This window comes from Bacteroidota bacterium (genome assembly GCA_016718825.1).
Taxonomy (GTDB): domain Bacteria; phylum Bacteroidota; class Bacteroidia; order J057; family JADKCL01; genus JADKCL01.
This window is the reverse complement of record JADKCL010000011.1, coordinates 221,931-247,926: the sequence shown is the minus strand read 5'-3', so window position 1 is coordinate 247,926 and position 25,996 is coordinate 221,931. Positions and strand designations below refer to the sequence as shown.

General features: G+C 49.4%; 23 protein-coding genes and 1 pseudogene. 15 read left to right on the top strand and 9 right to left on the bottom strand.

Features of this window, described 5'->3' with window-relative positions; translation table 11 throughout:
* The 3 genes and pseudogenes from IPN95_15000 to IPN95_14990 form a co-directional block, all read right to left on the bottom strand.
* A pseudogene (locus IPN95_15000) lies at positions 1 to 360 on the bottom strand (UDP-glucose/GDP-mannose dehydrogenase family protein).
* Positions 361 to 378: 18 nt separating this feature from the next.
* The gene (locus tag IPN95_14995; protein ID MBK9450681.1) at positions 379 to 1,512 is read right to left on the bottom strand and encodes a DegT/DnrJ/EryC1/StrS family aminotransferase; all 1,134 of its coding nucleotides are present in this window, start codon (positions 1,510 to 1,512) and stop codon (positions 379 to 381) included.
* Positions 1,513 to 1,517: 5 nt separating this feature from the next.
* Positions 1,518 to 2,102: an N-acetyltransferase gene (locus IPN95_14990; protein MBK9450680.1), complete on the bottom strand. Its 585-nt coding sequence runs from the start codon at positions 2,100 to 2,102 to the stop codon at positions 1,518 to 1,520.
* Positions 2,103 to 2,242: 140 nt separating this feature from the next.
* Between IPN95_14990 and IPN95_14985 the strand changes: the two genes are divergently transcribed.
* Both IPN95_14985 and IPN95_14980 read left to right on the top strand, forming a co-directional pair.
* Positions 2,243 to 2,965, top strand: coding sequence for a hypothetical protein (locus IPN95_14985; protein ID MBK9450679.1), 723 nt, complete (start codon positions 2,243 to 2,245; stop codon positions 2,963 to 2,965).
* A gap of 29 nt (positions 2,966 to 2,994) precedes the next feature.
* Entirely contained in the window at positions 2,995 to 4,260 is a 1,266-nt protein-coding gene (locus IPN95_14980; GenBank protein MBK9450678.1) for a 3-deoxy-D-manno-octulosonic acid transferase, read from the top strand.
* Here the strand turns inward: IPN95_14980 and IPN95_14975 are convergent.
* The 3 genes from IPN95_14975 to mnmH all read right to left on the bottom strand — a co-directional run bounded on the left by IPN95_14975 (position 4,257) and on the right by mnmH (position 7,655).
* Positions 4,257 to 5,273: a hypothetical protein gene (locus IPN95_14975; GenBank protein ID MBK9450677.1), complete on the bottom strand. Its 1,017-nt coding sequence runs from the start codon at positions 5,271 to 5,273 to the stop codon at positions 4,257 to 4,259. The two genes, IPN95_14980 and IPN95_14975, sit on opposite strands and share 4 nt — an antisense overlap.
* A gap of 83 nt (positions 5,274 to 5,356) precedes the next feature.
* Positions 5,357 to 6,499 (bottom strand): hypothetical protein, encoded by a 1,143-nt coding sequence (locus tag IPN95_14970; GenBank protein MBK9450676.1) that lies wholly within the window; start codon positions 6,497 to 6,499, stop codon positions 5,357 to 5,359.
* Positions 6,500 to 6,599: 100 nt separating this feature from the next.
* Positions 6,600 to 7,655 carry a tRNA 2-selenouridine(34) synthase MnmH gene (gene mnmH / locus IPN95_14965; GenBank protein ID MBK9450675.1) on the bottom strand — a complete coding sequence of 352 codons (1,056 nt, stop codon included), beginning with the start codon at positions 7,653 to 7,655 and terminating at the stop codon, positions 6,600 to 6,602.
* Positions 7,656 to 8,124: 469 nt separating this feature from the next.
* On the opposite strand from mnmH, the gene nadA reads away from it, so the two are divergent.
* From nadA to IPN95_14910, 11 genes are all read left to right on the top strand, one after another.
* On the top strand, positions 8,125 to 9,132 hold the full coding sequence (gene nadA / locus IPN95_14960) for a quinolinate synthase NadA (GenBank protein MBK9450674.1): 1,008 nt from the start codon (positions 8,125 to 8,127) through the stop codon (positions 9,130 to 9,132).
* A 44-nt stretch (positions 9,133 to 9,176) separates the two neighbouring features.
* Positions 9,177 to 10,226 carry a thiamine-phosphate kinase gene (thiL, locus tag IPN95_14955; GenBank protein MBK9450673.1) on the top strand — a complete coding sequence of 350 codons (1,050 nt, stop codon included), beginning with the start codon at positions 9,177 to 9,179 and terminating at the stop codon, positions 10,224 to 10,226.
* Between the two features lie 3 nt (positions 10,227 to 10,229).
* The gene (xth, locus tag IPN95_14950; protein MBK9450672.1) at positions 10,230 to 11,000 is read left to right on the top strand and encodes an exodeoxyribonuclease III; all 771 of its coding nucleotides are present in this window, start codon (positions 10,230 to 10,232) and stop codon (positions 10,998 to 11,000) included.
* Between the two features lie 11 nt (positions 11,001 to 11,011).
* Positions 11,012 to 11,302 (top strand): hypothetical protein, encoded by a 291-nt coding sequence (locus tag IPN95_14945; protein MBK9450671.1) that lies wholly within the window; start codon positions 11,012 to 11,014, stop codon positions 11,300 to 11,302.
* A 249-nt stretch (positions 11,303 to 11,551) separates the two neighbouring features.
* Entirely contained in the window at positions 11,552 to 14,809 is a 3,258-nt protein-coding gene (locus tag IPN95_14940) for a hypothetical protein (GenBank protein ID MBK9450670.1), read from the top strand.
* Positions 14,810 to 14,831: 22 nt separating this feature from the next.
* Positions 14,832 to 15,230, top strand: coding sequence for an ATP-binding protein (locus IPN95_14935; protein MBK9450669.1), 399 nt, complete (start codon positions 14,832 to 14,834; stop codon positions 15,228 to 15,230).
* 3 nt (positions 15,231 to 15,233) lie between these two features.
* Positions 15,234 to 15,665: an rRNA maturation RNase YbeY gene (ybeY, locus tag IPN95_14930; GenBank protein MBK9450668.1), complete on the top strand. Its 432-nt coding sequence runs from the start codon at positions 15,234 to 15,236 to the stop codon at positions 15,663 to 15,665.
* A gap of 300 nt (positions 15,666 to 15,965) precedes the next feature.
* Positions 15,966 to 17,831 carry a tRNA uridine-5-carboxymethylaminomethyl(34) synthesis enzyme MnmG gene (gene mnmG / locus IPN95_14925; GenBank protein MBK9450667.1) on the top strand — a complete coding sequence of 622 codons (1,866 nt, stop codon included), beginning with the start codon at positions 15,966 to 15,968 and terminating at the stop codon, positions 17,829 to 17,831.
* Positions 17,832 to 17,854: 23 nt separating this feature from the next.
* Positions 17,855 to 18,736, top strand: coding sequence for a class I SAM-dependent methyltransferase (locus IPN95_14920; protein ID MBK9450666.1), 882 nt, complete (start codon positions 17,855 to 17,857; stop codon positions 18,734 to 18,736).
* 51 nt (positions 18,737 to 18,787) lie between these two features.
* Complete coding sequence (locus IPN95_14915; GenBank protein MBK9450665.1) at positions 18,788 to 19,330, top strand: hypothetical protein; 543 nt, start codon at positions 18,788 to 18,790, stop codon at positions 19,328 to 19,330.
* A gap of 31 nt (positions 19,331 to 19,361) precedes the next feature.
* Positions 19,362 to 21,185 carry an Ig-like domain-containing protein gene (locus IPN95_14910; protein ID MBK9450664.1) on the top strand — a complete coding sequence of 608 codons (1,824 nt, stop codon included), beginning with the start codon at positions 19,362 to 19,364 and terminating at the stop codon, positions 21,183 to 21,185.
* A gap of 26 nt (positions 21,186 to 21,211) precedes the next feature.
* Here the strand turns inward: IPN95_14910 and IPN95_14905 are convergent, their stop codons facing one another.
* Complete coding sequence (locus IPN95_14905; protein MBK9450663.1) at positions 21,212 to 22,273, bottom strand: hypothetical protein; 1,062 nt, start codon at positions 22,271 to 22,273, stop codon at positions 21,212 to 21,214.
* A 79-nt stretch (positions 22,274 to 22,352) separates the two neighbouring features.
* Between IPN95_14905 and IPN95_14900 the strand changes: the two genes are divergently transcribed.
* Together IPN95_14900 and IPN95_14895 are read left to right on the top strand one after the other, a co-directional pair.
* Positions 22,353 to 24,044: a HAMP domain-containing histidine kinase gene (locus tag IPN95_14900; GenBank protein MBK9450662.1), complete on the top strand. Its 1,692-nt coding sequence runs from the start codon at positions 22,353 to 22,355 to the stop codon at positions 24,042 to 24,044.
* 5 nt (positions 24,045 to 24,049) lie between these two features.
* Positions 24,050 to 24,733 carry a response regulator transcription factor gene (locus IPN95_14895; GenBank protein ID MBK9450661.1) on the top strand — a complete coding sequence of 228 codons (684 nt, stop codon included), beginning with the start codon at positions 24,050 to 24,052 and terminating at the stop codon, positions 24,731 to 24,733.
* Between the two features lie 50 nt (positions 24,734 to 24,783).
* Here the strand turns inward: IPN95_14895 and IPN95_14890 are convergent, their stop codons facing one another.
* The gene (locus IPN95_14890; protein ID MBK9450660.1) at positions 24,784 to 25,485 is read right to left on the bottom strand and encodes a noncanonical pyrimidine nucleotidase, YjjG family; all 702 of its coding nucleotides are present in this window, start codon (positions 25,483 to 25,485) and stop codon (positions 24,784 to 24,786) included.
* On the bottom strand, positions 25,485 to 25,931 hold the full coding sequence (locus IPN95_14885) for a small multi-drug export protein (GenBank protein MBK9450659.1): 447 nt from the start codon (positions 25,929 to 25,931) through the stop codon (positions 25,485 to 25,487). Before IPN95_14885 ends, IPN95_14890 begins: the two co-directional genes overlap by 1 nt.
* Positions 25,932 to 25,996 lie beyond the last annotated feature (65 nt).

Below are 25,996 nucleotides of genomic sequence, written 5' to 3'. Positions count from 1 at the left end.
TGCTTTTGTTGACGATCACGCGGTAATCCTTGATGCATTTGCCAATCTGCTCAGCGACAGCCAAGACATATTGCAAGTCTGCAGATCCGTCTTCCATCGGAGGTGTCGGCAAGGCAAGGAAAATGATCTCGCATAGGCAACCGCCTCTTCGACGGAGTCGGTAAAGCTCAGGCGACCTTCCTTGTTGTTGCGTTCGAAGAGAACTTCAAGACCTGGCTCATAAATGGTAATGGCTCCCGAGCGGAGTTTGGCCAACTTTTCTTGGTTATTGTCCACACAGAGAACGTCATTGCCGGATTCGGCAAAGCATGTGCCTCCTACCAATCCTACGTAACCTGTCCCGATAACTGCGATTTTCATGTGTCTTTTGAGCTTTGATTATTGGTGAAAACAAGCTAGGAAATGCTGCACGATGTACTCGACCTGCGCACGGTCAAGTTCCGAGTGAATGGGCAGCGAGATCACTTGCTCGCAACTTGCTTCGGAAACGGGAAAATCACCCTTGTTGAATCCGTAGGAAGCATAGGCCTCTTGCGTATGCAAAGGCACTGGATAATAGACCATTGTTGGAATCTTGCGCTCTGCAAGCTGCGCCTGCAGGCGGTCCCGGCGTTCGCGACCGGCGTGGATGCGCAAGGTGTATTGATGAAACACGTGGGTGGAATTTGCGGGCCGACCCGGAATGGAGATGCCCTCCACATTGCCGAGCAACTCGTCGTACCAAGCTGCCGCCTGTTGCCGTGCAGCGGTATATTCGTCCAGATGTTTCAATTTTGCATCGAGCACTGCGGCCTGAATTGTGTCCAGACGGCTATTGACGCCGATGCGTTCGTGGTGATATTTTTTGCGGGCACCGTGGTTGCAAATCATCTGCAATTTTTCGGCAAGGACCGGATCGTTGGTGTACAAGGCACCGGCATCACCGTAGGCACCCAAGTTTTTGCTGGGATAGAAGGATGTAGAACCGATATGGCCGATAAGCCCGGCTTTTTCTTTATGTCCGTCCTTGAATGTGTATTCGCTTCCGATCGCCTGCGCATTGTCTTCGATCACCCAGATGCCATGTTTGTCTGCCAAGGCCATGATCGGTTCCATGTCACAGGTCAATCCGAAGAGGTGGACCGGGATGATGCAGCGCGTCTCGGGCGTGATGGCAGCTTCCAGTTTAGCCGGGTCGAGGTTGAACGTCTCGGGGTTGATGTCCACAAATACCGGGATCAAGCCCAGCAAGGCGATCACCTCGGCCGTTGCAAAAAAGGTGAACGGTGAAGTGATGACTTCGTCTCCGGGCTGCAAATCCAAGGCCATCAAGGCAATTTGAAGTGCATCGGTGCCGTTAGCGCAGGGAATCACCGCTTTTGCGCCGAGGTATTTTGCAAAATTTTCAGTGAAGCGTTTGGTTGCCGGACCATTGATATAGGCTCCGGTTTCGAGCACCTCGCGGATGCCAGCATCGACTTCTGCCTGAATGCGTCGGTACTGTCCGACGGTATCGACCATCTTAATGTCCATCGTCGTCATCCGATTTTGGTTACTAAATCTCCGATTTTGCGGTAACGTTCGCCGCTTCCGGGGCAGATGGCATAGCCTTCTGCATCAAATTTGAGCTTTTCGCCGTGCTCGCTCATCCATCCGGCCACACGCGCGGGGACCCCCGTGACAAGTGCATAGGCAGGCACGTCCTTGGTCACCACCGTTCCGGCACCCACGAATGCAAACTTTTTCAACCGCACGCCGCATACAATCGTTGCATTCGCCCCGACCGTAACGCCCCTTTCCAGATACGTTTCGCGGTATTCACTTTTGCGATTCACGTTGCTGCGGGGATTGATCACGTTGGTAAACACCATGGAAGGCCCGAGGAAAACATCGTCTTCGCAGACAACGCCCGCATAAATCGAGACATTGTTTTGCACCTTGACATTGTTGCCTAGCTTTACACCGGTTCCAATGAAGACATTCTGCCCGAAATTGCAGCCTTCCCCGATCTCAACACCGGTGCTTACGTGTGAAAAATGCCAAATCTTCGTTCCTTTTCCAATTTGGACCGGCTCGTCAATCACGGCCGTTTCATGTGCGAAGTAATCCGCTTTCTGTGTCATCGGCAGCAAATAGTGATCCTTCCAAAATGTGCGGCAAATTGATAATTTTACCAAATGAGGCCCAAAAGTACAGAAATCGAATGACAATCATTAAGAGGTATGTCTTATTTTTTGCGCTCTTGCTATGCGGTTTGAGCGGAATGGCACAAAAAAGCATTCAGGACAGTGCGATTACCATGGGTCATCTCAGCATCGTCTATTCCGCCAATTTGCCGGCCGGAGACTTTGCCGACCGTTTCGGATTCTCCAGTCAGATTGGTGGTGAGGGCGGGATAAAACTTGCGAGCAACTTCTACGCATCCACCGGCCTGAAATTTTTCTTTGGTGGGGAGGTCCGAGAAGCGGTTGCTGGCAATGTCGTGCAACTGATTGGAAGTGACTCTGCGGGATACCAAACCATGGCATTAGGGGCGGATGGTCGATTTTACACGGTGCGCTACTTTCTCCGCGGACTTGTGGTGCCCTTCACCGTGGGCAAAATCTTTCCGCTGAACAAAAAGAATCTCAATTCGGGGATTTACGTGGAACTGGGAGGCCAATTCATTCAGCACAAAATTGCTGTACAAGCCATTGGGGACAATGTGCCCTATCTGTCAAAACCCTATTTAAAGGGCTACGATCGGCTCACGAATGGGTTTGGGCTCGTACAAGGGTTTGGTTTTCGACACTTTGGCAACAATCGATTCACCAATTTTTTTGTCGGTGCAGAATTCAGCCAAAGCTTTACGCAGTCGCGTCGTGACTTTAATTTTGATACCGGGGTGAAGGATGAGGCTAAAAGGCTGGACCTTCTCGTCGGATTGAAAGCGGGCTGGACCTTCCCGATCTACAAATCTGCCCCCGAAAAAGAATACTATTACTAAAAGGTACCCGCTGTACCCCTCCCCTTCGCATGCGCATATTCTACAACATCGGCATTTGGGCGTACCGCTGGGCGATCGGGCTGGCATCGGTTTTCAATGAGAAAGCCAAGTTGTGGATAGCAGGCCGATGGGATTGGCAAGAGCGCCTGGCTGACGGTGTGAAGGACGGTGAAAATTGGGTTTGGTTTCATTGCTCGTCCCTCGGCGAATTTGAACAAGGCCGACCATTGATCGAGGCCATCAAAGCTTCGCACCCCGAGCAAAAGATACTTCTCACCTTCTTCAGCCCAAGCGGCTATGAAATTCGGAAGGGCTACCCGCTGGCCGACCATATTTGTTACCTTCCGCTCGACACCCGCCGCAATGCCATTACCTTTTTAGACATTGTGCAGCCCAGCCTCGTTGTATTCGTGAAATACGATCTTTGGCTCAACTTCATCGAGGAAACGCACCGACGCTCGATCCACATGGTGCTGGTGAGCGTGCTGATGCGCGAACAAAGCAAGTTTTTCAAAAGCATTCTTCGATTTTCCTACCGCAGGGCGCTTCGCTCATTTTCCTGGATCTTCACCCAAGACAAAAGCAGCGCGATCCTGCTGGAGAAATTTACCGGCTCTGACCGCATCAGCGTTGCAGGAGATACGCGGTTTGACCGGGTTGCCGAATTGCCCTCCAAGTTTCAGGAGGTTCCGGGAATCGCAGAATTTGTCAGGCACCGCAGATGCATCGTCGTCGGAAGTACTTGGCCGCCAGACGAAAACATCGTCCTTTCCGTGATCAAAAGCATGCGGCGTGCAGATCTTTGCTGGATCATCGCCCCCCACGAAATCCATCCGCAACACATCGACCGTTTGATCGCATCCTCCCCCGATTACATGGCAAAGTACAGTCAACTGGATCAGGCCATCGACTCCACCGACGTGCTTTGGATCGACAATGTCGGGATGCTTTCGCGCCTCTACCATTATTCAGACGTGGTTTACATCGGTGGTGGCTTTGGTGTGGGCATTCACAATACGCAAGAACCTGCGATCTACGGCAATCCCGTGATTTTTGGGCCGAATCACACGCGATTCGAAGAAGCTGTAGACATGGTCAAACTCGGTACCGCGACTATGGTCAACGACTCGGACGAACTGCGTTTGGCGCTGGAACAATGGTTGACGGATCCGGAATTGCTGGCGGATGCGAGATCGAAAAACATCGCCTATATGAAAAGCAAGACGGGAGCCACAGAGGCCATTCTTGCCAAACTCAGCCTGATGGATTACTACAATGGTCCTGCAAAATCCTAACTGCGGAGGTCGTAGCTGAAAAGGTAACGGGCAAATTCACGTTTTCCTTGAAGGATCCTGATTTCCCGCAACAGGCGCCAATCTGCCCAATGGTCGGTGATAAATTCGCGGCTACGGGTGGCGAGCTTTGAGAGTTCAGCATCAAAAATGCTTCCACTTCCGCTGATATTTACCTTCACCAAACCGTTGCGCTCATAGATGATGTCGGCAAACGCGACGACATTGATCCCGGACTTATCGCGAATTTCAAGCCTGATCGGCTTTCCTGTATGGTCGTAATTGAGCAGCACGGTTTCGGTCATGACACCCAACGAATCGTAGGCAATCCTTCTCACCGGCCTGCGATCCACGTCAAGGTATTCCAATTCGCAGACGCAACGCGCCATTTCCTGTGAAGAGAGAACGGTTGCGTTGAAGCTCTGATAATCATGGACATAGAAGGTCAGCGCACAATCTTCTTTGCGGCCGGGATTGTTGTGGCCATGTACGGTTTTGCGCTTCTCCAACCGTCCCTTGTAGTCGTAAAAATACTGTCGGGTCGCAACGGGCTGCTCAATATCAGGCAAAAACATTTCCTCACCCAAACGACGACCTTGCGCATCCTTGCGGAAATGCCATTCACTGCTGTTTCCAAATACAGTCGTATCGTGACGATGAGTGGTAAGGCCATTGTCACTGTATTCATAGCGCGCGCTTAACTGCGAACCAGATTGATTTTGAAGCCGAATATTGGGATTGACTGCCTCGTATCGCTCGATTTGGCCACTATCGTTGTAGAAAAAGCGTTCACGGTAGTCAGGAATTCGGGAGCCTGGCACAACAGAATCCACTCCCCCTGCAGCCGCAAAAAACTCCACCGTCATGCATCGGATCTTGTGCTTTTGGATCGCATTTGCATTGTACAGCGACTGATAACTGTCTTGTGCGTGCAGCCGCACAGGCAACAAATACATGAGCACCAATGCGGTGACACAAAATGCGATGCGACTAGATGGAACGGACTTTTGGATCATCAACAAATACTTTCGCTTTTCTCTACCGCTAAAAGTGCGAAAATAGTTTGGTTTTGCAACTATTGGTGTTGCAAAAGCCAATTTCAATGGCCGTGCTGATCCGGAACTGATCTCGCTACTCCTCCGGATTTCAGCATTGGATTGCAAGAGTCGATCTGAGGCATCTTCTCGTTGCATGGGCCCATGCGATGGCCGCAACACGTGCCAAAAAGCATTTCCCGCGGATCCAGGACGGCTCCAATGTCTCCAGCCTCCCTGTCATTGATCTTCAACTTTTTATCCTCGGTTTCTTTTTCCTCTATCAACTCTTTTTCGAGCAGTTTCTTCAAATCGGGCTGACCTGCATCGACCCAGGCAGTGTACCAAACCGAACCGACACGAGCAATGGATGCGCGCATGCGGCGCTCGACCATTCCACTCAGCATTTGGTGATATGCAGTACAAAATGCCTTGCTGTAGGCTTTGACCAAGACGTTGTTTCGGTTTTCGAAGCTGTATTTCTGGTCAGATGACATTTTTTCAGTCAATTTCTTCTCAAAACTCAGCACAGAGTCCAGTGCAAGATGGGATTCAAGCACCCAACGCCATGCTTCGGCGTTCATATCACCGAAATAGGCCGATTGACCAATGTAAAAGTCGTAATCCAAGGCAAAAAGCTCAACCAATCTTGACTCCCAAAGGCCATGAATTCCCTTTTGGCCGGTAAATTGACCATTGTAGTTCTCGGTTGTATGCAAAGGCACGTTGCTGTCGCTGATGTAGTGCCCGATATCGGCGCTTGCCTTCAAAATTTTTGCCGGATTCTCTTCGCGGAATGCATCGACCAACCAGAAATAATGCCTTTGTATGTGCCAAGGCACGATGCCATAGGCCATCAAGGAATCCTCCGTGAACTTGTCCACGGCATCCTGCCATTTGCGTGGAACCATTTCAAATGGGTATTCCCCATAATGATCCACGTCGATGTAATGACGGGCGGCTTCGCCGTCTACTGCGTATCGACGCATGTCGGGATCAACCGCATGGTCGGTCAGGTAGTCGATATTCTTCTTGTAAAAATGCATCATCTGTGGCGGAAGCGTAAATACCGCCATCCGGTTGATGCGCTGATGTGCCCAAAATCCCCATGCCTTGACGCTGCCACTGGTCAATGTCATGAAACCAATTGCCAATATGGCCACCATCCGCATGGACCGCAAGTGCTTGGGAGCGAGAAAGGCATTCATCATGATCAAATTTAAGTGGATTTTGCGTTTTTAGAAATAGCCAATCCCAAGACACCGCTACAGCGAAAATTTAGTTCCCTCCAGGATCAAGCAGCACACCTTATATATGTGTCAATGTCGGGCCGAGCGCATAACCGAGTTCCGTCGCCTTTTCCATCAACGCTTGAGAAATCTCACCGAGATCAAACCGCTCGAATTTGAGGTGGTGTACATTTTCTTGGGACTTTACCGAAAGCGAGTTGCGGTAGAGTTTGTCGTAATAGGCCAGCAGCATCCTGGTCAACGCCTCCCCATCATTTGCTTCCAGTGCATCCAGTGCTTGACGCGCCCGAAGGCCACCCAAATTTTCTGTGATCTTGGCAATGGAAGCTGCAACGCCCGCATGGTCTACCGATCCGTAGTCCTCAAGCAGCATACGAACCCGATCTTCATCCGGAATCTCAACATAAAAGACCGGGGCCGCCTGCTTTTGATCCCAGAATGCCTGCGGTAAAATGAGGCTGCCCAGGACCCGACTTTCGTCTTCAATCCAAATGCTGCGTCCATTCAAAACGGCCAAATCGTTGGCCATTCCGTTTTCAAACTGTTGCGGCGAAACGTAAACGGTCTGTCCAAGTCGGCCGAAGGCCGACCCGCGGTGGGCTGCATGGCCTTCGATGTCCAAAATTGCCTGTCCCATCATGCCGAGGTGATGCAAAATTCTCGTCTTTCCCGTGCCGGTCAGGCCGCCGATGACGAGAAAATTCTGTTTTGGAAGGAATTGCTCCAAAACCCAACGACGGTACGACTTGTAACCGCCATTCAGCAAATAGACTTCCAAACCAGCGACCGCTAACAAATTCGCCACCGATTCGCTCCGCTTGCCTCCTCGCCAGCAATGCACCATCAGCTTTCCATTTTTGGCATGGGCCAACCCTTCGGCAAACATCCCACGCATTTTTCCGCCAACGATTTCCAGCCCACGCTCGACCGCCTGTACTTGACCGACTTGCTTGTAAAGTGTACCCACCTCCGCCCTTTCGGTATCGTCAAACAGCGGAAATGAAATTGCTCCGGGCACATGCCCTTGCTTGAATTCGCCGGGCGAACGCACATCCAAAACGGGCAATTCCCTTGAAATTTGTACAAATTCGGCCGCCTCTATCTTCTTTACCATTTGAAATTCCCGTTTTTTACCGCTTTTCGGTTTTCCACAAAGGAAATGATAAGTATTGTAAATGCCTGATAATGATAACTAAGAATTCCACACTCAAGACACATAAAATCTGGATAACCCTGTGGGTTCTTTCTCATAAGTTGGCTTGCAAAATCAGATCCGCAGGCATGTGCCAACTTTCAATTTTGACTATCCACAGGCATGTGGATCAGGGTCGATTTACCAACATTCGATGCACGTCTTCCACAGTGGAAACTTATCCAGACCATAACTTACACCTTCGAATGTGGGAATGTGAATGAGCGGTGTTAAGTCAATGATGCTGAACCAAATATTTTTAACTTTGATGTGTATAAGAATCCTCAAGTGTGGTTAACGTTAAAATCAAGTCGAATACACATTACTTTTACACACAATCCACACGACATATACTACTACAACATTTAAAAGAAGAAGAATATAAAATAAGATGATAGATATATTGGAAGATAAGAAGAAGGCGGTGAAGCGCATTGGCTTTCTCGACATCGAGGTGGATCCAACATTGGATCTCTTCGCAGAAATCAACCGGATGAAGCGCGAAAAGAATGCCGTGCTGCTCGCGCATTACTATCAGGAGCCGGATATTCAAGACATCGCCGACTACGTGGGCGACAGCTTGGGTTTGGCGCAGCAAGCTGAAAAAACCAGCGCGGATCTGATTTTGTTTGCCGGCGTGCATTTTATGGCGGAAACAGCAAAAATCATCAATCCTTCAAAAAAAGTGGTTTTGCCGGATCTCAACGCAGGCTGCTCGTTGAGCGACAGCTGCCCGCCGGATCTTTTCGCCGAATTCAAAGCAAAGTACCCCGACCACAAAGTGGTGACTTACATCAACTGCTCGGCCGGCCTCAAGGCCCTGAGCGATGTCGTGGTCACAAGCACCAATGCCGTCGGGATCGTCGAGAGCTTCCCAAAAGATCAGCCGCTGATTTTTGCACCGGACAAGAACCTGGGCGCCTACATCAACAAACTCACCGGTCGCAACATGATTCTTTGGGACGGTGCCTGCATGGTGCACGAAATTTTCTCCCGGAAAAAACTCGCGGAGCTGAAGATGCGCCATCCGAATGCAAAAATCATTGCCCATCCAGAATGCGAAGACCCGGTTCTGGAAATGGCGGACTACATCGGCAGCACAAGTGGTCTGCTGAATTTTACGAAGAAAAGTTCGGCCGAGGAGTTTATCGTCGTCACCGAATCAGGGATCATTCATCAGATGGAAAAAGCAAGTCCAAACAAGCGTTTCATCGCTGCGCCCAATCAAGGGACCTGCGCTTGCAACGATTGCCCGCACATGAAGCTCAACACGCTGGAGAAAGTTTATATCTCGATGAAATACGAAATGCCGGAAGTGGATGTGCCTGAACCACTTCGCTCTCAGGCGCTCCTGCCGATTCAGCGGATGCTGGAAATCAGCGCGCAGTTGGGTCTCTGATTTCTGCGGCTTGCTTCGGCAATTTTTGCTCTATCTTTGTCCCCATGTTTGATGAAAATGCAGAGGATCTCACGCCGATTTCCCGATTAGGGGAATTTGGGCTGATCGAACATCTCACCCGCGAGTTTGAGAATCATAACCCCGATGTGGTCAAGGGGATTGGCGACGATGCCGCCGTTTATGCCGTTTCCGAAAAGGAAGTGCATTTGGTTACCACGGATTTACTGATCGAAGGCGTGCACTTTGACCTCAGGTACGTGCCGTTGAAGCACCTGGGTTACAAATCGGTTGTGGTAAATCTGAGTGATATCTACGCCATGAACGGCAAGCCGTTTGCGATTACGATGTCGGTTGCCTTGAGCAGCAAGTTCACGGTCGAAGCAATGGACGCGTTTTACGAAGGGGTTCAGATTGCCTGTGATCACTACGACGTGGATTTGATCGGCGGCGATACTTCAAGTAGCCGTGTCGGGATGGTGATCAGCGTGACTGCCATCGGAAAGGCCGCAAAAGCTGATGTTGTTTACCGTTCTGGCGCAAAAGAGCACGATTTGATCTGTATTTCGGGTGATGTCGGTGGTGCCTACGCTGGCTTGCAAGTGCTGGAACGCGAAAAAGCTGTCTTTCTGAAAAACCCTGGCGTTCAACCCGATCTAGTCGGTCGTGATTATGTCGTCGGTAGGCAGCTGAAGCCCGAAGCGCGTGGCGACGTTGTACGTTTGCTGCGGGAAAACGGGATCAAGCCGACTGCGATGATTGATCTAAGCGATGGCTTGGCAAGTGACTTGCTGCATATCTGCAAACAAAGCAAGAAGGGTGCGACCATCTACGAAGACAAGATCATGATCGACCATGAAGTCATCTTGGTGGGAGAAGACCTTGGAATCCCGGCCTTGACGATGGCCTTAAACGGTGGCGAGGACTATGAATTGCTTTTCACTGTCTCTCTCGAGCATTACGACAAGATCAAAACGATGAAGGGAGTGACCATCATTGGCCATATTGTTGAGGAAATCGCTGGCGTGAATTTGATTACTGCCAATGGCAGTATGTTGCCCTTGCAGGCACAGGGCTGGAACCACTTCAAGGATTAGAAAATGGAATATTCGATCATCAGCTACAATGTGAATGGCATTCGCTCGGCAGCGAGCAAAGGTCTGTTGGAATGGTTGGGTACTGCGAATCCGGATATCATTTGTTTTCAGGAACTTAAGGCTTTGCCGACGGATTTGACCCCTGAGCTGCATAGCCCGGATGGTTATACGAGTTACTGGTTCCCAGCGGAGAAAAAAGGATATAGCGGAGTAGCCATTTACACCAAGCATGCGCCACTGAATGTGACCTATGGCTGTGGAATGGAGCAATACGACCGCGAAGGTCGCGTCATCCGTCTGGATTTTCCGGAATTTTCCCTGTTGAATGTTTACCTTCCTTCAGGATCCAGCGGTGAAGATCGGCAAGGATTCAAGGAAGTATTCATGGAGGACTTTTACACTTACATCTCAGAATTGAGCAAAACAGTTCCGAGGTTGGTGATTTGTGGAGACATTAACATTTGCCACAAGGAAATCGACATTCACAATCCGGTTTCGAACAAAAACAGTTCTGGTTTTTTGCCACACGAGCGGGCTTGGCTGTCACGTTTTCTGGAAATTGGATTTCGCGACAGCTACCGGATGTTTCATCCTGAACCGCATCAGTACAGCTGGTGGTCATTCAGGTTTAAGAGCCGGGAGCAAAACAAAGGCTGGCGGATTGATTATCATTTCGTTGCCGAAGCCTTGGCTGCCAATGTCGTGGATGCGAATATTTTTCAGGATGCGGTGCATAGCGATCATGCGCCTGTGCATGTGAGGTTGAAATTCTAACGACGATCGAGTTGGGAAAGGTAGCACTTGAAACTGCAAAATGGATTTATGGGTTGCTGGTCGCAGGTATGCTATTTCTATTTTTCTGTCTCGTTCTGGACCTTTTGAGCTATTGGATTGGTAGTGGATGGAATCCGTTGTTGGGTCAATGGCCGATTTTTTCCGGTACCGTTGCAGCGATTGGATACAGCAATCCGGTGATGGTGGTGAGCCTTCTGATCGGAGCCGCTGCAATCGCAAGATTGGTGATATGGGATCAAGTCCCTGGATTATTGAGTCTTTTGATGAAACATCGGGGCTGATGTTTACGTTTTAAGAATCGGGGCATTGGCTTCGGTCTTGAATGTCCCGTGTTTTTTCTGGAACTTGAACTTTGGTTTGTGGATGTTGGCCGTCTACATCGTTTTGATGGGCCTTTTGAGTAGTGAAAGGAGCAATTTGTGAATACAACTGAGAATCTTCTTTGGGGGCATATCAAAGAATTTCGCAGGAAGTTCTACGTAAATCGAATCATTCGCGGAAGCATTGGATTGCTTTTGTTGGGTTCTTCCATGTTTTTTCTTTCCGTTACTGGCGAAGGTTTGCTGGGATTTTCGAGTGGCGTTCGCACGGGAATGTTTTATGCGTTGGGACTTACGCTTTTGGGTGTTACGGCCTATGCAATCGTTTGGCCGTTGTCCAAATTGCTCAACCTGAGCAAACCGCTGACAGACACTGAAATTGCAAGCTTGGTCAGGAGGCACTTCCCCGAGATTGATGATAAGTTGTTGAATCTCCTTGAATTGCGTTCATTTTCAGGTGGAAACGATAACGCGCTGTTGGCTGCTGCCATTCAAAAGAAGACCGAAGATCTTGCCCCTATTCCATTCGCAAAGGCCATCAATCTCAATGTCAACTGGAAATTTGCACGGTATTTGGCGATTCCATTGCTGTTGTTTTTGTTGCTTGGGATTGTCATGCCCGATGTTTTGAGCAACGGTACTACGCGATTGCTGAATTACAATCAGGAATTCATTCCTCCTCCGCCTTTTAAGATCCTGGTGGAGAACCATCCGAAGGAATTAATCGCCGGTCAAGATTTCAAACTGACAGCAACCGTCGAGGGTGAGGAGTTGCCCAAAGATTTATATCTCTATATCAAGAAGGCCTCTGAGTCAGAGTTTGTGCATTATCCGATGGATCAACTGCGCACAGACGAGTTTGCCTTTGAATTCAACGACATCAAAGAAAATTTCAATTATAAAATTGGTAATGAAGAGGTTAACTCTGAAATCTATGGTGTTGAGGTCTTAACCCGGCCGGCGATCAAGAATTTTAAAGTGGTCGTGGACTACCCAGGCTATACGGGAATGGCAGACGATACGCTCTCTGACAATATCGGGGATTTGAAAGTGCTACGTGGAACGTCGGTGAAATGGTTGGTGGATGTCAACGGTTCGATCAAGGAGGCCACGTACTACGGCGCTGACACTGTACCGCTCAAGACGTCGATGGTTCCTGGACGCTTTACGCATGAAAAGACAGTTTTGGCAAATGAGGGCTACTTTATTAGCCTGGTGTCGAAACGTGAGATTCCCAATGTGGATACTGTGCGCTACCACATCGACGTGATTCAGGACAGGTTTCCCACGATTTTCGTAAATAATGCGGCGCAAGAGTTTCAAGCCGACTTCACGATGTTCATGCCGCTGGATTTTGAGATCAGCGATGATTTTGGGTTCAGCAACCTGAGTTTGCATTACCGCTTCTCCAAAAGTGAAAACATCGACAAGGTGGAGGGTGAGTATAAATCGATGCCCGTCAAAGTTGATCCACGCGAATTGTTCCAGCACAAAGGACTCGAAGTTGATTTGCAGCAATTGGGAATGGAGGAAGGCGATGTAGTGGAGTATTTCGTGAAGGTAATGGACAATGACTTCGTTTCCGGTCCAAAAGCAAGCACGAGTGCCGTGTTTCGCGTCAATTTCCCAAGCCTCGCAAAGAAGTTTGAGGAGGTAGAGGAAAATCAGGACAAGATGGAGAAGGAGGTCGAGCAATTGGCTAAAGAGGCCAAGGAGGTGCGCGAAGCTCTGGAGAAATATCAAGAGAAGATGCTGAACCAGAAGGGTTTGAGCTATGATGACAAAAAAGAACTCGAAAAATTGCTCGAGAAGAACAAAGATGTGCAACAGCGCATCGAGCAAACCCAAAAGGAGTTCAAAGAGAATAAAGAGACCCTGCAAAACAATGAAATGGTGACCGAGCGCACCATGGAGAAGTATGAAAAGCTGAATCAACTTCTAGAGAAACTCAAGGACGATAAACTTGAGGACTACATGAAGAAGATGCAGGAGCAGATGGACAAGATGGATCCCAAGGAGATGAAGAAGATGATGGAGGAGATGGAGATGAAGCAGGAGGATCTTGAAAAGGCTTTGGAACAGACCTTGGCCCTGCTGAAGCAATTGGAGGTGGAGCAAAAGAGTGAGGAGATCGTGCAGAAGCTCGACAACCTCAAGAAGAAAGAAGACATGCTCAACGAGAAGTTGGAGGAAACCAACAAATCGGATGAGGAAAAGATGAAGGAAATTGCTGACAAGCAAGAGAAGTTGAGTGAAGAGATGAAGGATGTCCAAAAGGACCTCAAAGAGTTGGGAGAAATGAAAAAGGAGACCCAGACTCCTGATGCTGAAAAGATGGAGGATCTGGAGAAGTTGGGTGAAGAAACTCAACAGGAAATGGATGACGCTGGCGAGCAAATCGAGCAAAAGGAGAAGAAGTCCGGTTCCGAATCGCAGAAGAAATCTTCTGAGAAGATGAAAAAGATGAAGGAGGATATGCAATCCATGATGGAGGCTGGTCAGCAACAGCAAGACGAGGAAAACATGGAGGACCTTCGTTACTTGCTCGAGAACCTGCTCCGCCTTTCGTTTCGTCAGGAGGATTTGCGCAACGAATTAAAAGAGATTCGCGGGAACGACCCGGCCTTGGTGGAAAAGGAAGTGCAGCAAAAGCAGATGCTGGACGACATGTACATGATCAAGGATAGTCTTGATGCCTTGGCCAAACGCGTGTTTCAGATTGAAAAGTTCATCACCGACGAAAGCCGTACGATCCTCAAAAGCATGAATGCCGCCCAGGAAAGTATGGAAAACAAATACCTCCCACGTGTGACTGAAAATCAGCATGCGGCCATGACCAGCATCAATAATCTTGCGAACATGCTCACCGACGTGATGCAGCAGATGCAAGAGCAGATGAAGAACAAGAAGGGTGGCATGGGTATGTGCAAAAAGCCCGGTGGCAGCAACTCTGACATGAAGGGCATGAGCAAGAAGCAAGGGGAGTTGAACAAGATGATGCAAGACATGCTCAACAAAGGTCCCGGGACAGACCCCAAGAAGTTGGCCGAGATGGGCAAGATGCAAGAGATGTTGCGGATGCAACTGAAGGAAGCACACGAGAAAATTGGCAAAGGCGGAAAAAGCGGTTTGGGCGACATGGGCCAAATCATGCAAGAAATGAAGGACACTGAGGATGAGTTGAAGAATCAGATTTTGACGGAACGTACGATGCGCCGTCAAGAGCAGATTTTGAATCGACTCCTCGACAGCTTCAAGGCGGTGCGTGAAAAGGAGGAGTTTGAACAACAGCGGGAGTCGCGTACCGGTCGTGAAAATGATCGCGTCTCACCCGATCAGTTGGAATTGGAGGAGTACAAGAACAAGATCAGGCAAGAGTTGCTCAAGAGCAATCAACTTGAGTATTCTACCGATTTTATTAACTTGATTGAAAAATACTTTAAATTGCTGGAACAGTCCAACGATTGATATAATGCAGGCAGTGGCGCAAATGGTCAAAGAACTAGAGATCACGAGCAACCCGGAGCGGATTCTGGAGGTGGAGCAATTCATCGAGGAAATTCGCGACTTCTTGGGTTTCAAAGACGACGTCTTCGGAAACGTAATGATTGCGGTAACGGAAGCTGTCAACAATTCCATTCGACATGGCAACCGAGGAGATGGCTCAAAAGTGGTGCGCATCCGTTGTGCATCCTTGAACCCCTATCGCATCATGATGGCGGTTGAGGACGAAGGAAATGGTTTCGATCCTGAGTCATTGCCTGATCCAACAGCTCCTGAAAATGTGATGCGTGAGAGCGGGCGTGGGGTATTTCTCATGCGTCAACTTTCCGATGAGATCCATTTTCAAGACTCTGGTCGCCGTGTGGAAATGGTCTTCAACATCTGAGGAATGGCCAAACCAATTCAGTTTTTTATAGAGGAGATTGATTTCAAGCTTCCGAAGTCTCGCGCCGTGGGCGCTTGGTTGCAGGATGTCGCTGCACAACACGGTTGCACGGTACAGGAGATCAATTACATTTTTGTTTCTGATGCCTATTTGTTGGGTCTGAACCAGGATTTTCTGAAGCACGATACGCTGACCGACATTATTACATTCCCACACTCTGAGGAAGATTCCAAGGATTTGGCAGCTGATATCTACATCAGTGTCGAACGTGTGCGAGAGAATGCCGCATCATTTGGAGTGGCATTCGGGGATGAGCTCCACCGCGTGATGGCGCACGGGCTTCTGCATCTTGCCGGATTCAAAGACAAAGACGCCAAATCAAAAAAGGAAATGCGTGCTGCGGAAGACGCGGCCATAGCCATGTTTCCTCGGTAATGTACGGATGCACTACGTGTAAGTGTTGGTCATTGCTGGAAGTGGTGACTGTTCCACGTGGAACAATTTCTGCCGACGATAGGCCTGTATTCTTGCCCTTCGAAATTCCAATTTTCTCCAAAGCCTTTGCAAGCCGATCATCGTGCTGCCAACATGAATTGTTCCACGTGGAACAATTTCACGAGGTCCGCTTAAGTTTTCCGCTGAACGGGCAACTCCACCTGAACGCAGCGTTTGGCACCTATCGACCAATTTCATTTGAATCGCTGTCAGCAGACAATTCTCAATTAACTTTGCAGCATGTTTCCAAATTATGATGTGATCGTGGTCGGTGCCGGCCATGCCGGTTGTGAGGCCGCTGCGGCTGCCGCCAACATGGGCATGAAGGTGCTGCTTACCACCATGAACATGAACACCATCGCCCAGATGTCATGCAATCCAGCCATGGGTGGTGTCGCCAAAGGGCAACTTGTCAGAGAGATCGATGCCATGGGCGGGTATTCGGGGATCGTCACAGACAAAACGATGATCCAGTTTAGAATGCTCAACCGTTCCAAGGGTCCTGCTATGTGGAGCCCGCGCGCGCAAAGTGACCGTATGCGCTTTGCCGAAGAGTGGCGCCTGATGCTGGAGCAAACGCCCAATGTTGATTTCTGGCAGGAGATGGTCCGCGAACTTGTCGTCAAAGACGGACGGGTGGTAGGTGTCAAGACGAGTATGGGAATCGAAATCCCAGGCAAAACCGTTGTCCTTACCAATGGCACCTTTCTCAACGGATTGATCCATATCGGCGAAAAGAACTTCGGTGGCGGTCGTGCTGGCGAAAAGGCGGCGACCGGGATCACCGAACAACTCCAGGAACTCGGCTTCCAAAGCGGTCGAATGAAAACCGGAACGCCACCCCGACTCGATGGTCGCACCATTGACTACACCAAGCTCGAGATTCAAGAAGGTGACGAGAACCCTGCAAAATTCTCTTTTGGGTCCGAAACGCATCCGCTGACCAAACAGCTGCCTTGCCATATCGCGCATACCAATCAAAAGGTGCATGATACCTTGGCCACCGGCTTCGCACAATCCCCCATGTTTGCCGGCAGGATACAGGGATTGGGTCCCAGGTATTGTCCCAGCATCGAGGACAAAATTGTCCGCTTTGCTGATAAAAGCAGGCATCAGTTGTTTGTCGAACCGGAGGGATGGAATACTGTCGAAGTTTACGTGAATGGATTCTCAAGCTCTTTGCCGGAGGATGTGCAGTACAAAGCAATCCGTCAAATCGAGGGATTTGAAAACGTAAAGATGTTTCGTCCGGGCTACGCGATCGAGTACGATTTCTTCCCGCCGCAACAACTGAAGTTGAGCTTGGAAACACATTTGATCCAAGGGCTTTTCTTCGCTGGACAGATCAACGGCACCACGGGCTATGAGGAAGCGGCTTGCCAAGGCATGATGGCAGGGATTAACGCTGCCCGCAAATGTCAAGAACTTGATCCGATCGTATTGAAGCGGGATGAAGCCTATATCGGTGTGCTCATCGATGACCTCGTCAACAAGGGCACCGAGGAGCCCTACCGCATGTTCACGTCCCGCGCAGAATTCCGGATTCTGTTGCGGCAAGACAATGCCGATCTGAGGCTGACCAAAATGGCCCGTGATTTCGGGATGGTTTCCGACAATCGATTCGAAGAGTTTTCGTTGAAGGCGGCTGCTATTTCGGAAGCGATTGGACTCATCGAGCGTACCTCCATTAGTCCTGACCAAATCAATGGATTGTTGGAGCAAAAAGGATTGTCGCCATTGAGCCAAAGTGTCAAAGCAGAGAAAGTGCTGACGAGACCCGAGCTTACGTTGCAAGACTTGATGGCTGCACTTCCTGAATTTGGAGCGGCCCTTGCAGGTTACTCCACTGAAGTATTGGAGCAGGCTGAAATCCAAAAGAAGTATGATGGCTATATTCGCAAGGAACGCGAACAAGCGGAAAAGGTGATTCGCCTGGATGATATCCGGCTTCCAGAGGACTTCGATTACCACAAGGTGAAGGCGCTTTCGTTTGAGGGTCGGGAGAAGCTTTCCCGTTCGAAACCGAATAGCCTTGGACAAGCAAGCCGAATTAGTGGGGTGCGCCCGGCAGATATTTCGGTCTTGATGGTGTTTATAGGCCGCTGATTTTTAATACAGATTCTTGAACAATGATCATTTATTCTCAATGTCCAGTTTGCCTTGGAACCGATTTCAAGGAGGTGATGAAGGCAAAGGATACGACTGTATCAGGCGCGTTGTTTGGAATTGCGCATTGTAATGCTTGCCAACACCGGTTCACGAATCCGGTACCGAGCCAAGACGAAATCGGCCCGTATTACAAGAGTGCGGATTATGTTTCGCATACCAATACTTCCAAAGGATTTATCCATGGACTGTATCAGACCGTTCGGAAGTTTACACTCAAAAGCAAACGACGTCTAGTTGAAAACGTAACGTCTAAGGGTAGCGGAAAACATTTGGATGTCGGAAGTGGTGCCGGTGCATTTTTGGCCACCATGAAATCTGCAGGCTGGGACTGTTTGGGTCTTGAGCCGGATCCAGATGCAAGACAAGTTGCAAAGGCTGATTTTAACGTTGAAGCCAGACCAGTCGAAGAGCTGTTTCATTTGCAAAAGGAAAGTTTTGATGCCATCACCATGTGGCATGTCTTGGAACACGTCCATCAATTGGATGCATACATGGCGCAGCTTAAAGCATTGCTCAAAGTGGATGGCAGATTGTTGATTGCTGTTCCCAACTATGCATCGATGGATGCCAAACGATACAAAGAGGCTTGGGCAGCTTATGACGTCCCCCGACACCTGTATCATTTTTGTCCAGATGCGATGCGTACGCTTTTGCAACGGCACGGCCTGAAATTGATCCGCACCAAGCGAATGCCGTTTGACTCTTTTTATGTATCGATGTTAAGTGAGCGCAATACCGGTGGCTTCATGCTTCGCGGCATTTGGAATGGCTTTCGGTCTTGGTGCGTCGCGCTTTTTAACAAAGAGCGTTGTAGCAGCCTCATTTATGTGATCCAAAAGTAGGGCACATCAATTTTGGCCGTTTTTAGGCAATATGAAAACAGATTGGTCAAAGTGAGGGAATCACACCAGAGAAAGTTCGATCGTCGTTTAAAATGGCTTAAAATAAGCCGACCTATATTCCTGATTATTAGCAGTTTAACGACTTCATTTTTACCTAAATTTTGTAATTCTCAGGTTTCCAATCAGTTAGCTTTTGAGGAACTTGTCTTACACCAAATTGCCAAATCAGACTATAAAATCGATTCGTTAAACGGGTTTGCCACCGAAAAGCTCAGGCAGGAAATCTTGCTCGACGCTTCTGTAAACCGGAGTTTGTCGATCGAGGAACCGACGATTATTTTTCAGCCTGTTGGTAACCGAAAGTTTGTCCGCAACATTGAAACTGTTTTGAATTTTCGTGACACTGCGGAAGTCGGCATTCTAATTTCCTTCAAGGATACTGTCGATTCTAAATTGTTGCCGAGTCTTCGAAAATCGAAGTACCCCGCGCTGCGGGGTGATAGTCCGAGGGTGATTTCAAAATACATTGGCCCGGCACTGTTGATTGGCACCGGTATTGCGGGAATAATTTTGTTGTTTTACTTGCGTTCCTGAAATGCCAAAATTGTCTCGCATATTTTCCAGATTGGTCGTGGTAGCAGTGGCTGCCATTGTTTGTTCTTGTGCCAATATTGGTCGACCCAGCGGCGGTGAAAAGGATTCCAAAGGTCCTGAAGTGTATGGAGCAGTACCGTATCCAGGGACTCTGAATTTTTCTTCCGACGAGGTGACTTTTTACTTCGATGAGTTTATCAAGCCAGGGAACTATCGCAAGGAGGTCTTTATTTCCCCTGTTCCGGCGGAGGATCCTGAGATCATCGTTAAGAACAAAACCCTGAGGATCAAGTTCAATGCGCCGCTAAAGGATAGTACCACCTACGTGATTACACTTGGGACCGGGATCTTGGATTTTAACGAAGGCAACAAAATGAACAAGGCCTATACCTATGCGGTAAGTACGGGCGACGTTTTGGATTCATTGAAGTTTTCCGGAATGGTCAATGACATGTGGACCGGATTGGGAGAAAAGGAAATTAAGGTCATGCTGTTCCCTGCGGATAAACTGGATGGCAACAACATTCTCGACCAACGTCCTGATTACGTTACGGTTACGGATGGTGATGGTCGCTTTGATTTTCAGTTTCTGGCACCGGGGCGTTATAAAATTTACGGGGTTCAGGATGTAGACAACGACTTTCAATTTTCCGGCCTCACGGAAAAGCTTGCTTTGGCGGAGAATCCATTGATTGAATTGAATCCAGAAGACAGCATTCCATTGCGGGTTACATTGGTGAGTTTTTATCAGGATGTCGAAGGGCCCAAGGTGAAGTCTGTAAAATGGTCCAATGATTTTACGATTCACGTGGAGTTTGCAGAACCGATTCGGCCGACTTATTTGCAAGACAGCCTTTCTGTTCGCGTCTCAGATACATTGGGTGGCAATTCCACTGTAGTTACGAGTAGCAGGTTTCGCTACAAAGACATGCGACATCTATACCTTCACTCACCAGTGCCACGTACCAGTGATTTGAATGTGAGCTTTGTGAATTTAATGGATAGCCTTGGTCAGCGACGGGATACCGTTGTGCGGCTGACCCAACAAAGCGCGGTGAAGGAGGACAAGGGTAAATGGTTTGAAAAACCGATCAACCTGCCTCGCGGACAGGAGTTTATGATACAGGCGCTTTGTAAACTCCCAGCTGTCGTTGATACCTCGATGGTGCAGTTGCTGGATACAGGCGGAAAAGTACAAAATGTTGAGATAGAGACGGTTGGATTTCATCTGATTGTCAGACCGACCACTATACTCAACGACAAGCTGACTTATCGTCTGGAGTTTTTGAAGGCTTTTCCGGGGCCGGATGGTGCACCTTTGGATACGTTGATCAAGATGAAGGTACGGTTCCCGGAACCAGACGAATTTGGTACCATCTCGGGAAAAGTTCTTCCTGATTCGACGCGCCCGGATTTGAAGTTTATGACGATTTTCAGGGGTGGAGCGGGCTCAGGACGGTTATTGGACAGCAAGGCATCGGATGATGAGAAGTCGCGTGGCGGTGCCAAAGGGGCCGATGCCGGCTCGGCTGCGGCAGAGATCTATGAGCAACGATTCGTATCGCCCACGGCGTTTAAGTTTATCTTCTTGAAGCCCGGGAAATACAGCATGGACCTCATCGAAGACTTTGATGGAAACGGCGTCCTGACACCTGGAAGTCTCGAACCCTATCGTTTACCAGAGAAGGTTTACCATCAAACCGGAACCATTGAAATCCGGGCAAAATGGGATTTGAAAGATGTCGAAGTTTACCCTATCCCGGCACCGAGCAAGGGAAAAGGGGGCCTTGGAGCAAAAGGTGAAAAAGGCGAAGACGCTGATCCCAAAAACCTGAAGCCCGACGAAGAGAAGTAGCAATTTGCCTCTTAAACCATTGTAAATCAATACACGGGGTTTTGATAACTCCCGAGCGTGTCTTTGCCTTGGATCACAAACAGCGCCAAATTGCTGTCGGGTCTGAGCTCAAACCAATACAATTCACCTGAAGTACTGAAAAATTGCATCGGGCCGTAAGGTAATATCTTTTCGATGCGAAAGCGGTTGCTCCAATCCGCGACAAGATAGTCGTTTTCTGCCGTGAGGTACAATTCCGCGAAGGTGTTGCTGTCGCCTTCCGTTTTAATATTGAAGCGGTAAAAGCCTGCAAGGGGTATCACGGTCTCCGGCGAGAGCGTCACGCGATGTTCCCCGCTGATGTTGATTCCTTCGTCTTCCCATCCAATTTCATTCCACTTCCCGGCATAGACCATTGACTGCACAAACCTTGCCTCCTCGATCGACCGGATCGCATATTCCCTGAAATTGGTGCGCAGATAGATGGGCATGGCATAGTAGTTTTTTATTTTGGCAAATTCGCTGAGGAAGTTGCTGCCCAGCAGGAACTGACCGCTTGCCTCGTTGTCCAATCGAATGCCAGCAAAACCACGGTCTGCCTCTCTGCCAGAAGGGTCGCGCCAAATCAATCGCAGAAATTCCGGGCGGCCATTGTAATAGCCCTGGGCAATGTTGACCACGACGTACAATTCAGCTACGCGCAGCAAAGGATCGATATTTTGACCGGTTCCACCCATTTGGATCAGCCTTTCCCGGGCGTTTTTGAGCTCTGTTTGGCCAGGATACTCGTCGTAGGCTTTGATTTCACCATTCAGGATCCCCTTCACAAGTTGTTGGATTCCATTGGCGAAAAACGGCTGATTGTAGTTGCTGAAGCTGATGGAGTCGCGCATCGAAACCGTCGTGAGATCGGCTTCTTCCTTCGAAATCGGAATGCGCAAAACCCAAAGCAATTCGTCATCTGCCAAACCTTGGCCGCGATTGGGAAAATCGCCTTCTACGGGCCGCAAACAGGCTTGTAGGCTCAAGATCATGATGCCGATAACTGCAAGCAAAGTAGTCTTGCTCCATCCTTTTCTAACCTTGTCGACGCCTTGCGGTCTTATCATGGCAAAATGTTACGAAATATTTCGGTGATTGCGGTGCGATTGCTTGCACTTCCTGCAAGAATGGCTGATTTTTTCAAGAATGCGTACCCGAAGGACAATATTGTTGTTGGCGGGCCTCACCTTTGTCTTGGTGCTGGCGCTGATGATATGGCAATTGTCGAGCCTGCAAGGGCTGCGTATGCAAATTGCGGCCGGCCTGCACGGCAGCCTGCAACAGATCGCCAACTCGGCCGCAAGGCAGCTCCAACAGGACTACCTCCGTCAAATGGACGACGGCATGTTGCGGTTGAAGCGCAGTTTGAAGGCAGAGGACTTCCGTGAGCGCAATCTCAACCAAATGCGCAAATCCTTTTTGTTGGCCTCTGCTTCTCAGCAACTTTGCAATGCTTGGGTGGTAGCTTTTCCGGCGCGGGACCAAAGCCGATTCCGCTCCTACGAATACAAAAGTCCAAGCCGATACCGCTTGGGTGACCGCAGCCTCGGCAGTTGGCGCGACCAAACCGACCTCACTGAATTTATCCGCAAAGAGCTCGACAAAATGGCAGAGCCTTATGGAGCCATCGACAACATGGCCAATACGATCTGGAGCAGTGCCCTTGACAGCAACTTGGTGTTGGTGTACAACAAAGATTTCAGCAGCAATACCCTGATCGGCGCTCCGATTTTTGACGAAAAGGGCAACCTGCTTTGTTTGGTTTTCCGGCAAACCGATCCCGTCTATTTTCAGAAAGTATATCTTCGGGACTTTTTTCACCTCCGGTTTTGGCCGGATGAGGAGCCGGAAGAAGGTCTGGAAAAGCGATTTTTGCAGTTTGGGGTCCTGCGCGGGCAAGGCGGACAGTTGATCTACCACTCCGTCGCCTACGGCTTGCCGCAGTTTGAGCACCAAGCGCCCTTGGCTAATTTTGGACCTTGGTTGGGCGATTTGCGCCTTGGCGTTTCTTTTCGCGAGGCCAATGTCGAAGAAGTCACACAGTCCATCTACCTCCGGAATCTCTACCTGATTTTGGCCCTATTTGCGATTTTGATGGTGGTTCTGTTGCTGTTGGTGCGTGCAGCAATGCAGCTTTTCCGGGTTTCAAGGCTCAAAACCGAATTTGTCGCCAACGTTTCCCATGAGATCAAGACGCCACTTGCAACCATCAGATTGGCAACCGACAGCTTGCGACTCAATCGACTCAAAGATCCCGAATCTATGCAGCGCGTCTTGGGTATCATCAACGAGGAGGCAGAACGGTTGGACTATTTGATTCACAACCTGTTGGACTTTTCGCAGTTGGAAACGGGCCGCAAAAAGTACAACCGTAGACCGATTTACGTGCAGGAACTCTGGGAACTCCTTTCGGCATTTGCCAAACGGCAGGTCGGGCCGCCACTTGAATTGGATCTGAAAAAGCTCGACAATTCAAAAGTCAGTGTTGATCCCAAAGCGATCGAACAAGCACTTTCCATCCTCATTGACAATGCGCGCAAATACGGGCAAGGCGACGAAAGGTTGGTGCTCGGCGCCGAAATGAAACGAAATCAGTTACGCATTTATCTTCAGGACTTTGGACCGGGTATAGCACCGCGGGATCAAAAGCTCATCTTTGAAAAATTTGTGAGAATCGGCAATCTTGAGGAGCACAACGTCAAAGGACACGGTATTGGGCTGAGCATCGCACGCGCCATTATCAAGGACCACGACGGTGCCCTCGAACTGAAAAGTGCAGTTGGAGAGGGCGCGACATTCTCGATTTGCCTACCTTGCATCCAAGAATTGGTACAATGAAAAGCATCAAACGCAAGATCCTGATCGTCGAGGACGAAAATGCCATCCGCTTCTTGCTGCGGGAAAACCTCGAATACGAAGGTTATGAAGTCCTGGAGGCTGAAAATGGCCTATTGGCACTGGAAATCGTCGAAAAGTCAAGTCCTGATTTGATCTTGCTCGATCTGATGTTGCCACAGATGAGTGGCATGGAGGTCTGCAAACGCCTACGCGCAATGGGCAAGGTGGTTCCCGTGATCATGCTCACTTCGCGCGGACAGCAGATGGACAAGGTGATCGGCCTGAAGGCAGGAGCCGATGACTACATCACCAAACCCTTTGATATTCTGGAGCTTTGCGCCCGTATCGAAGCCTTGCTCAGACGTAGCGGCAAGCCTTCCGAAAACACCAAATTGTTCCACGTGGGCAAAGTCGAAATCGACTTCCAAGCCCAAGTGGTGCGCCGCAATGGCGAGGAAACCGAGCTCACCCGCATGGAAAGCGAGTTGTTGCGCTACCTGATCCTCAACGAAGGGAAAATCCTCACGCGCGAGCAAATCCTCGCCGATGTTTGGGGACACGATTACCTCCTGTCCATGCGCACGATCGACACCCACGTCACGCACTTGCGCAAGAAAATCGAAGAAAACCCTGCGGAACCAACGCATATTTTGACGGTCCACCGGGTGGGGTATCGCTTTCAAGTGTAAGGGAAAAGTTCCAGCGAAGGATTCGTTCCAAGGCTTGCCGTGGAGCCGGATTATCCGAAAGAAAGATGATCGGTCAATTCGATCAAATCCTGCACTTCCCGGAAACCATCGGGGTTTTCCTTGGCTTTGGGGTTGAAATAAACCACCTGCATACCGACGGCGCTGCCGCCTAGCATGTCTTCGGTATAGCTGTCGCCGATATAAAGTGCATGCTCCGGGGAGCAGTTGGCAGCTTGGAGGGCTTCGTGAAAAATTTTCGGATGCGGCTTTTTCTCACCCACCACATCCGGGGTCACAATCACATCAAAATAGTGGCGCAGACCAGAACAATCGAGCTTGATATCCTGTATCTCGGCAAAGCCGTTGGTGATAATGTGCAGCGGAAACTGCGTGCTGACCAAGTCGAGAAGTTCAACGGCATTGGGCATCAGCGCAGTTTTGCGTGGGCATTCCTCCAAAAAGGCTTCTCCCATACGGTCCATCCAAGCAGCGCCCTCAATCCCGAAATCAGCAAAGGCCATCCGCCAACGTTGATAGCGCAGTGTCAGGTTGTCAATTTCATTTTTGCGGTACCGTACCCAGAGATCGTGGTTGTGGGCATAATAGATAGGGTAAAATTCGTCGAATGTGATTTCCCTTCCCATCTGTGCCTGAAAGTCTACCAGCAAATCACGGATCGTCTCTATCGAATTGGTTTCGTAGTCCCAAAGGGTATGATCGAGGTCAAAAAAGATGTGTTTTGGCCTGGTCATCAATGAATCAATTCAAGCACTTGGTGTCCCAACAAAGCAAAAATGGCACTCCAAACGGCGATGCTCACGCCCATATACAGGAAGATGCGCATTTGGCTCCGTTCAAAGATGATCGCGATCACCGCTCCGATCGCCGGACCGAAGAAGATCGGGGTCAGCAAGGCGATCCCCGGAAGGCCAAATCGAATCCACATCCGCTTGTATTTCCGGGCTTTGCGGTAATTGAGCGGTTTGACGATGCCGAGACGACGACGCCTTTCCTTGCGCCACTTGATGATGCGCAGACCGAAAAAGGTGAAGAAGCCCACTCCGATCATGCTTCCCGAAAACAGCCCGACGAAAATTTCCCAGTGCTTCATTCCGTAGGCCATCGCCATCACCAACGCCGGAATCACCTTGAGGGTAGACATTCCGATCACACTCAGCCATTGAAGAAACTCTGCCATCAGGGATTTTTAGGTCAATAAGACAATACAACACTTAGAAGCGTCGCTTGTTTGATGATTTGCAT

Bases quoted from the DNA above. Each gene is read 5' to 3' on its own strand.
- IPN95_14905 (MBK9450663.1), bottom strand. From the start codon at position 22,273: ATGATAAGACCGCAAGGCGTCGACAAGGTTAGAAAAGGATGGAGCAAG.
- IPN95_14900 (MBK9450662.1), top strand. From the start codon at position 22,353: ATGCGTACCCGAAGGACAATATTGTTGTTGGCGGGCCTCACCTTTGTC.
- mnmG (MBK9450667.1), top strand. From the start codon at position 15,966: ATGTTTCCAAATTATGATGTGATCGTGGTCGGTGCCGGCCATGCCGGT.
- ybeY (MBK9450668.1), top strand. From the start codon at position 15,234: ATGGCCAAACCAATTCAGTTTTTTATAGAGGAGATTGATTTCAAGCTT.
- xth (MBK9450672.1), top strand. From the start codon at position 10,230: ATGGAATATTCGATCATCAGCTACAATGTGAATGGCATTCGCTCGGCA.
- IPN95_14920 (MBK9450666.1), top strand. From the start codon at position 17,855: ATGATCATTTATTCTCAATGTCCAGTTTGCCTTGGAACCGATTTCAAG.
- IPN95_14995 (MBK9450681.1), bottom strand. From the start codon at position 1,512: ATGGACATTAAGATGGTCGATACCGTCGGACAGTACCGACGCATTCAG.
- IPN95_14990 (MBK9450680.1), bottom strand. From the start codon at position 2,102: ATGACACAGAAAGCGGATTACTTCGCACATGAAACGGCCGTGATTGAC.
- IPN95_14975 (MBK9450677.1), bottom strand. From the start codon at position 5,273: ATGATCCAAAAGTCCGTTCCATCTAGTCGCATCGCATTTTGTGTCACC.
- IPN95_14935 (MBK9450669.1), top strand. From the start codon at position 14,832: ATGGTCAAAGAACTAGAGATCACGAGCAACCCGGAGCGGATTCTGGAG.
- IPN95_14985 (MBK9450679.1), top strand. From the start codon at position 2,243: ATGGCACAAAAAAGCATTCAGGACAGTGCGATTACCATGGGTCATCTC.
- nadA (MBK9450674.1), top strand. From the start codon at position 8,125: ATGATAGATATATTGGAAGATAAGAAGAAGGCGGTGAAGCGCATTGGC.
- thiL (MBK9450673.1), top strand. From the start codon at position 9,177: ATGTTTGATGAAAATGCAGAGGATCTCACGCCGATTTCCCGATTAGGG.
- mnmH (MBK9450675.1), bottom strand. From the start codon at position 7,655: ATGGTAAAGAAGATAGAGGCGGCCGAATTTGTACAAATTTCAAGGGAA.
- IPN95_14890 (MBK9450660.1), bottom strand. From the start codon at position 25,485: ATGACCAGGCCAAAACACATCTTTTTTGACCTCGATCATACCCTTTGG.
- IPN95_14940 (MBK9450670.1), top strand. From the start codon at position 11,552: ATGTTTTTTCTTTCCGTTACTGGCGAAGGTTTGCTGGGATTTTCGAGT.
- IPN95_14885 (MBK9450659.1), bottom strand. From the start codon at position 25,931: ATGGCAGAGTTTCTTCAATGGCTGAGTGTGATCGGAATGTCTACCCTC.
- IPN95_14970 (MBK9450676.1), bottom strand. From the start codon at position 6,499: ATGAATGCCTTTCTCGCTCCCAAGCACTTGCGGTCCATGCGGATGGTG.
- IPN95_14980 (MBK9450678.1), top strand. From the start codon at position 2,995: ATGCGCATATTCTACAACATCGGCATTTGGGCGTACCGCTGGGCGATC.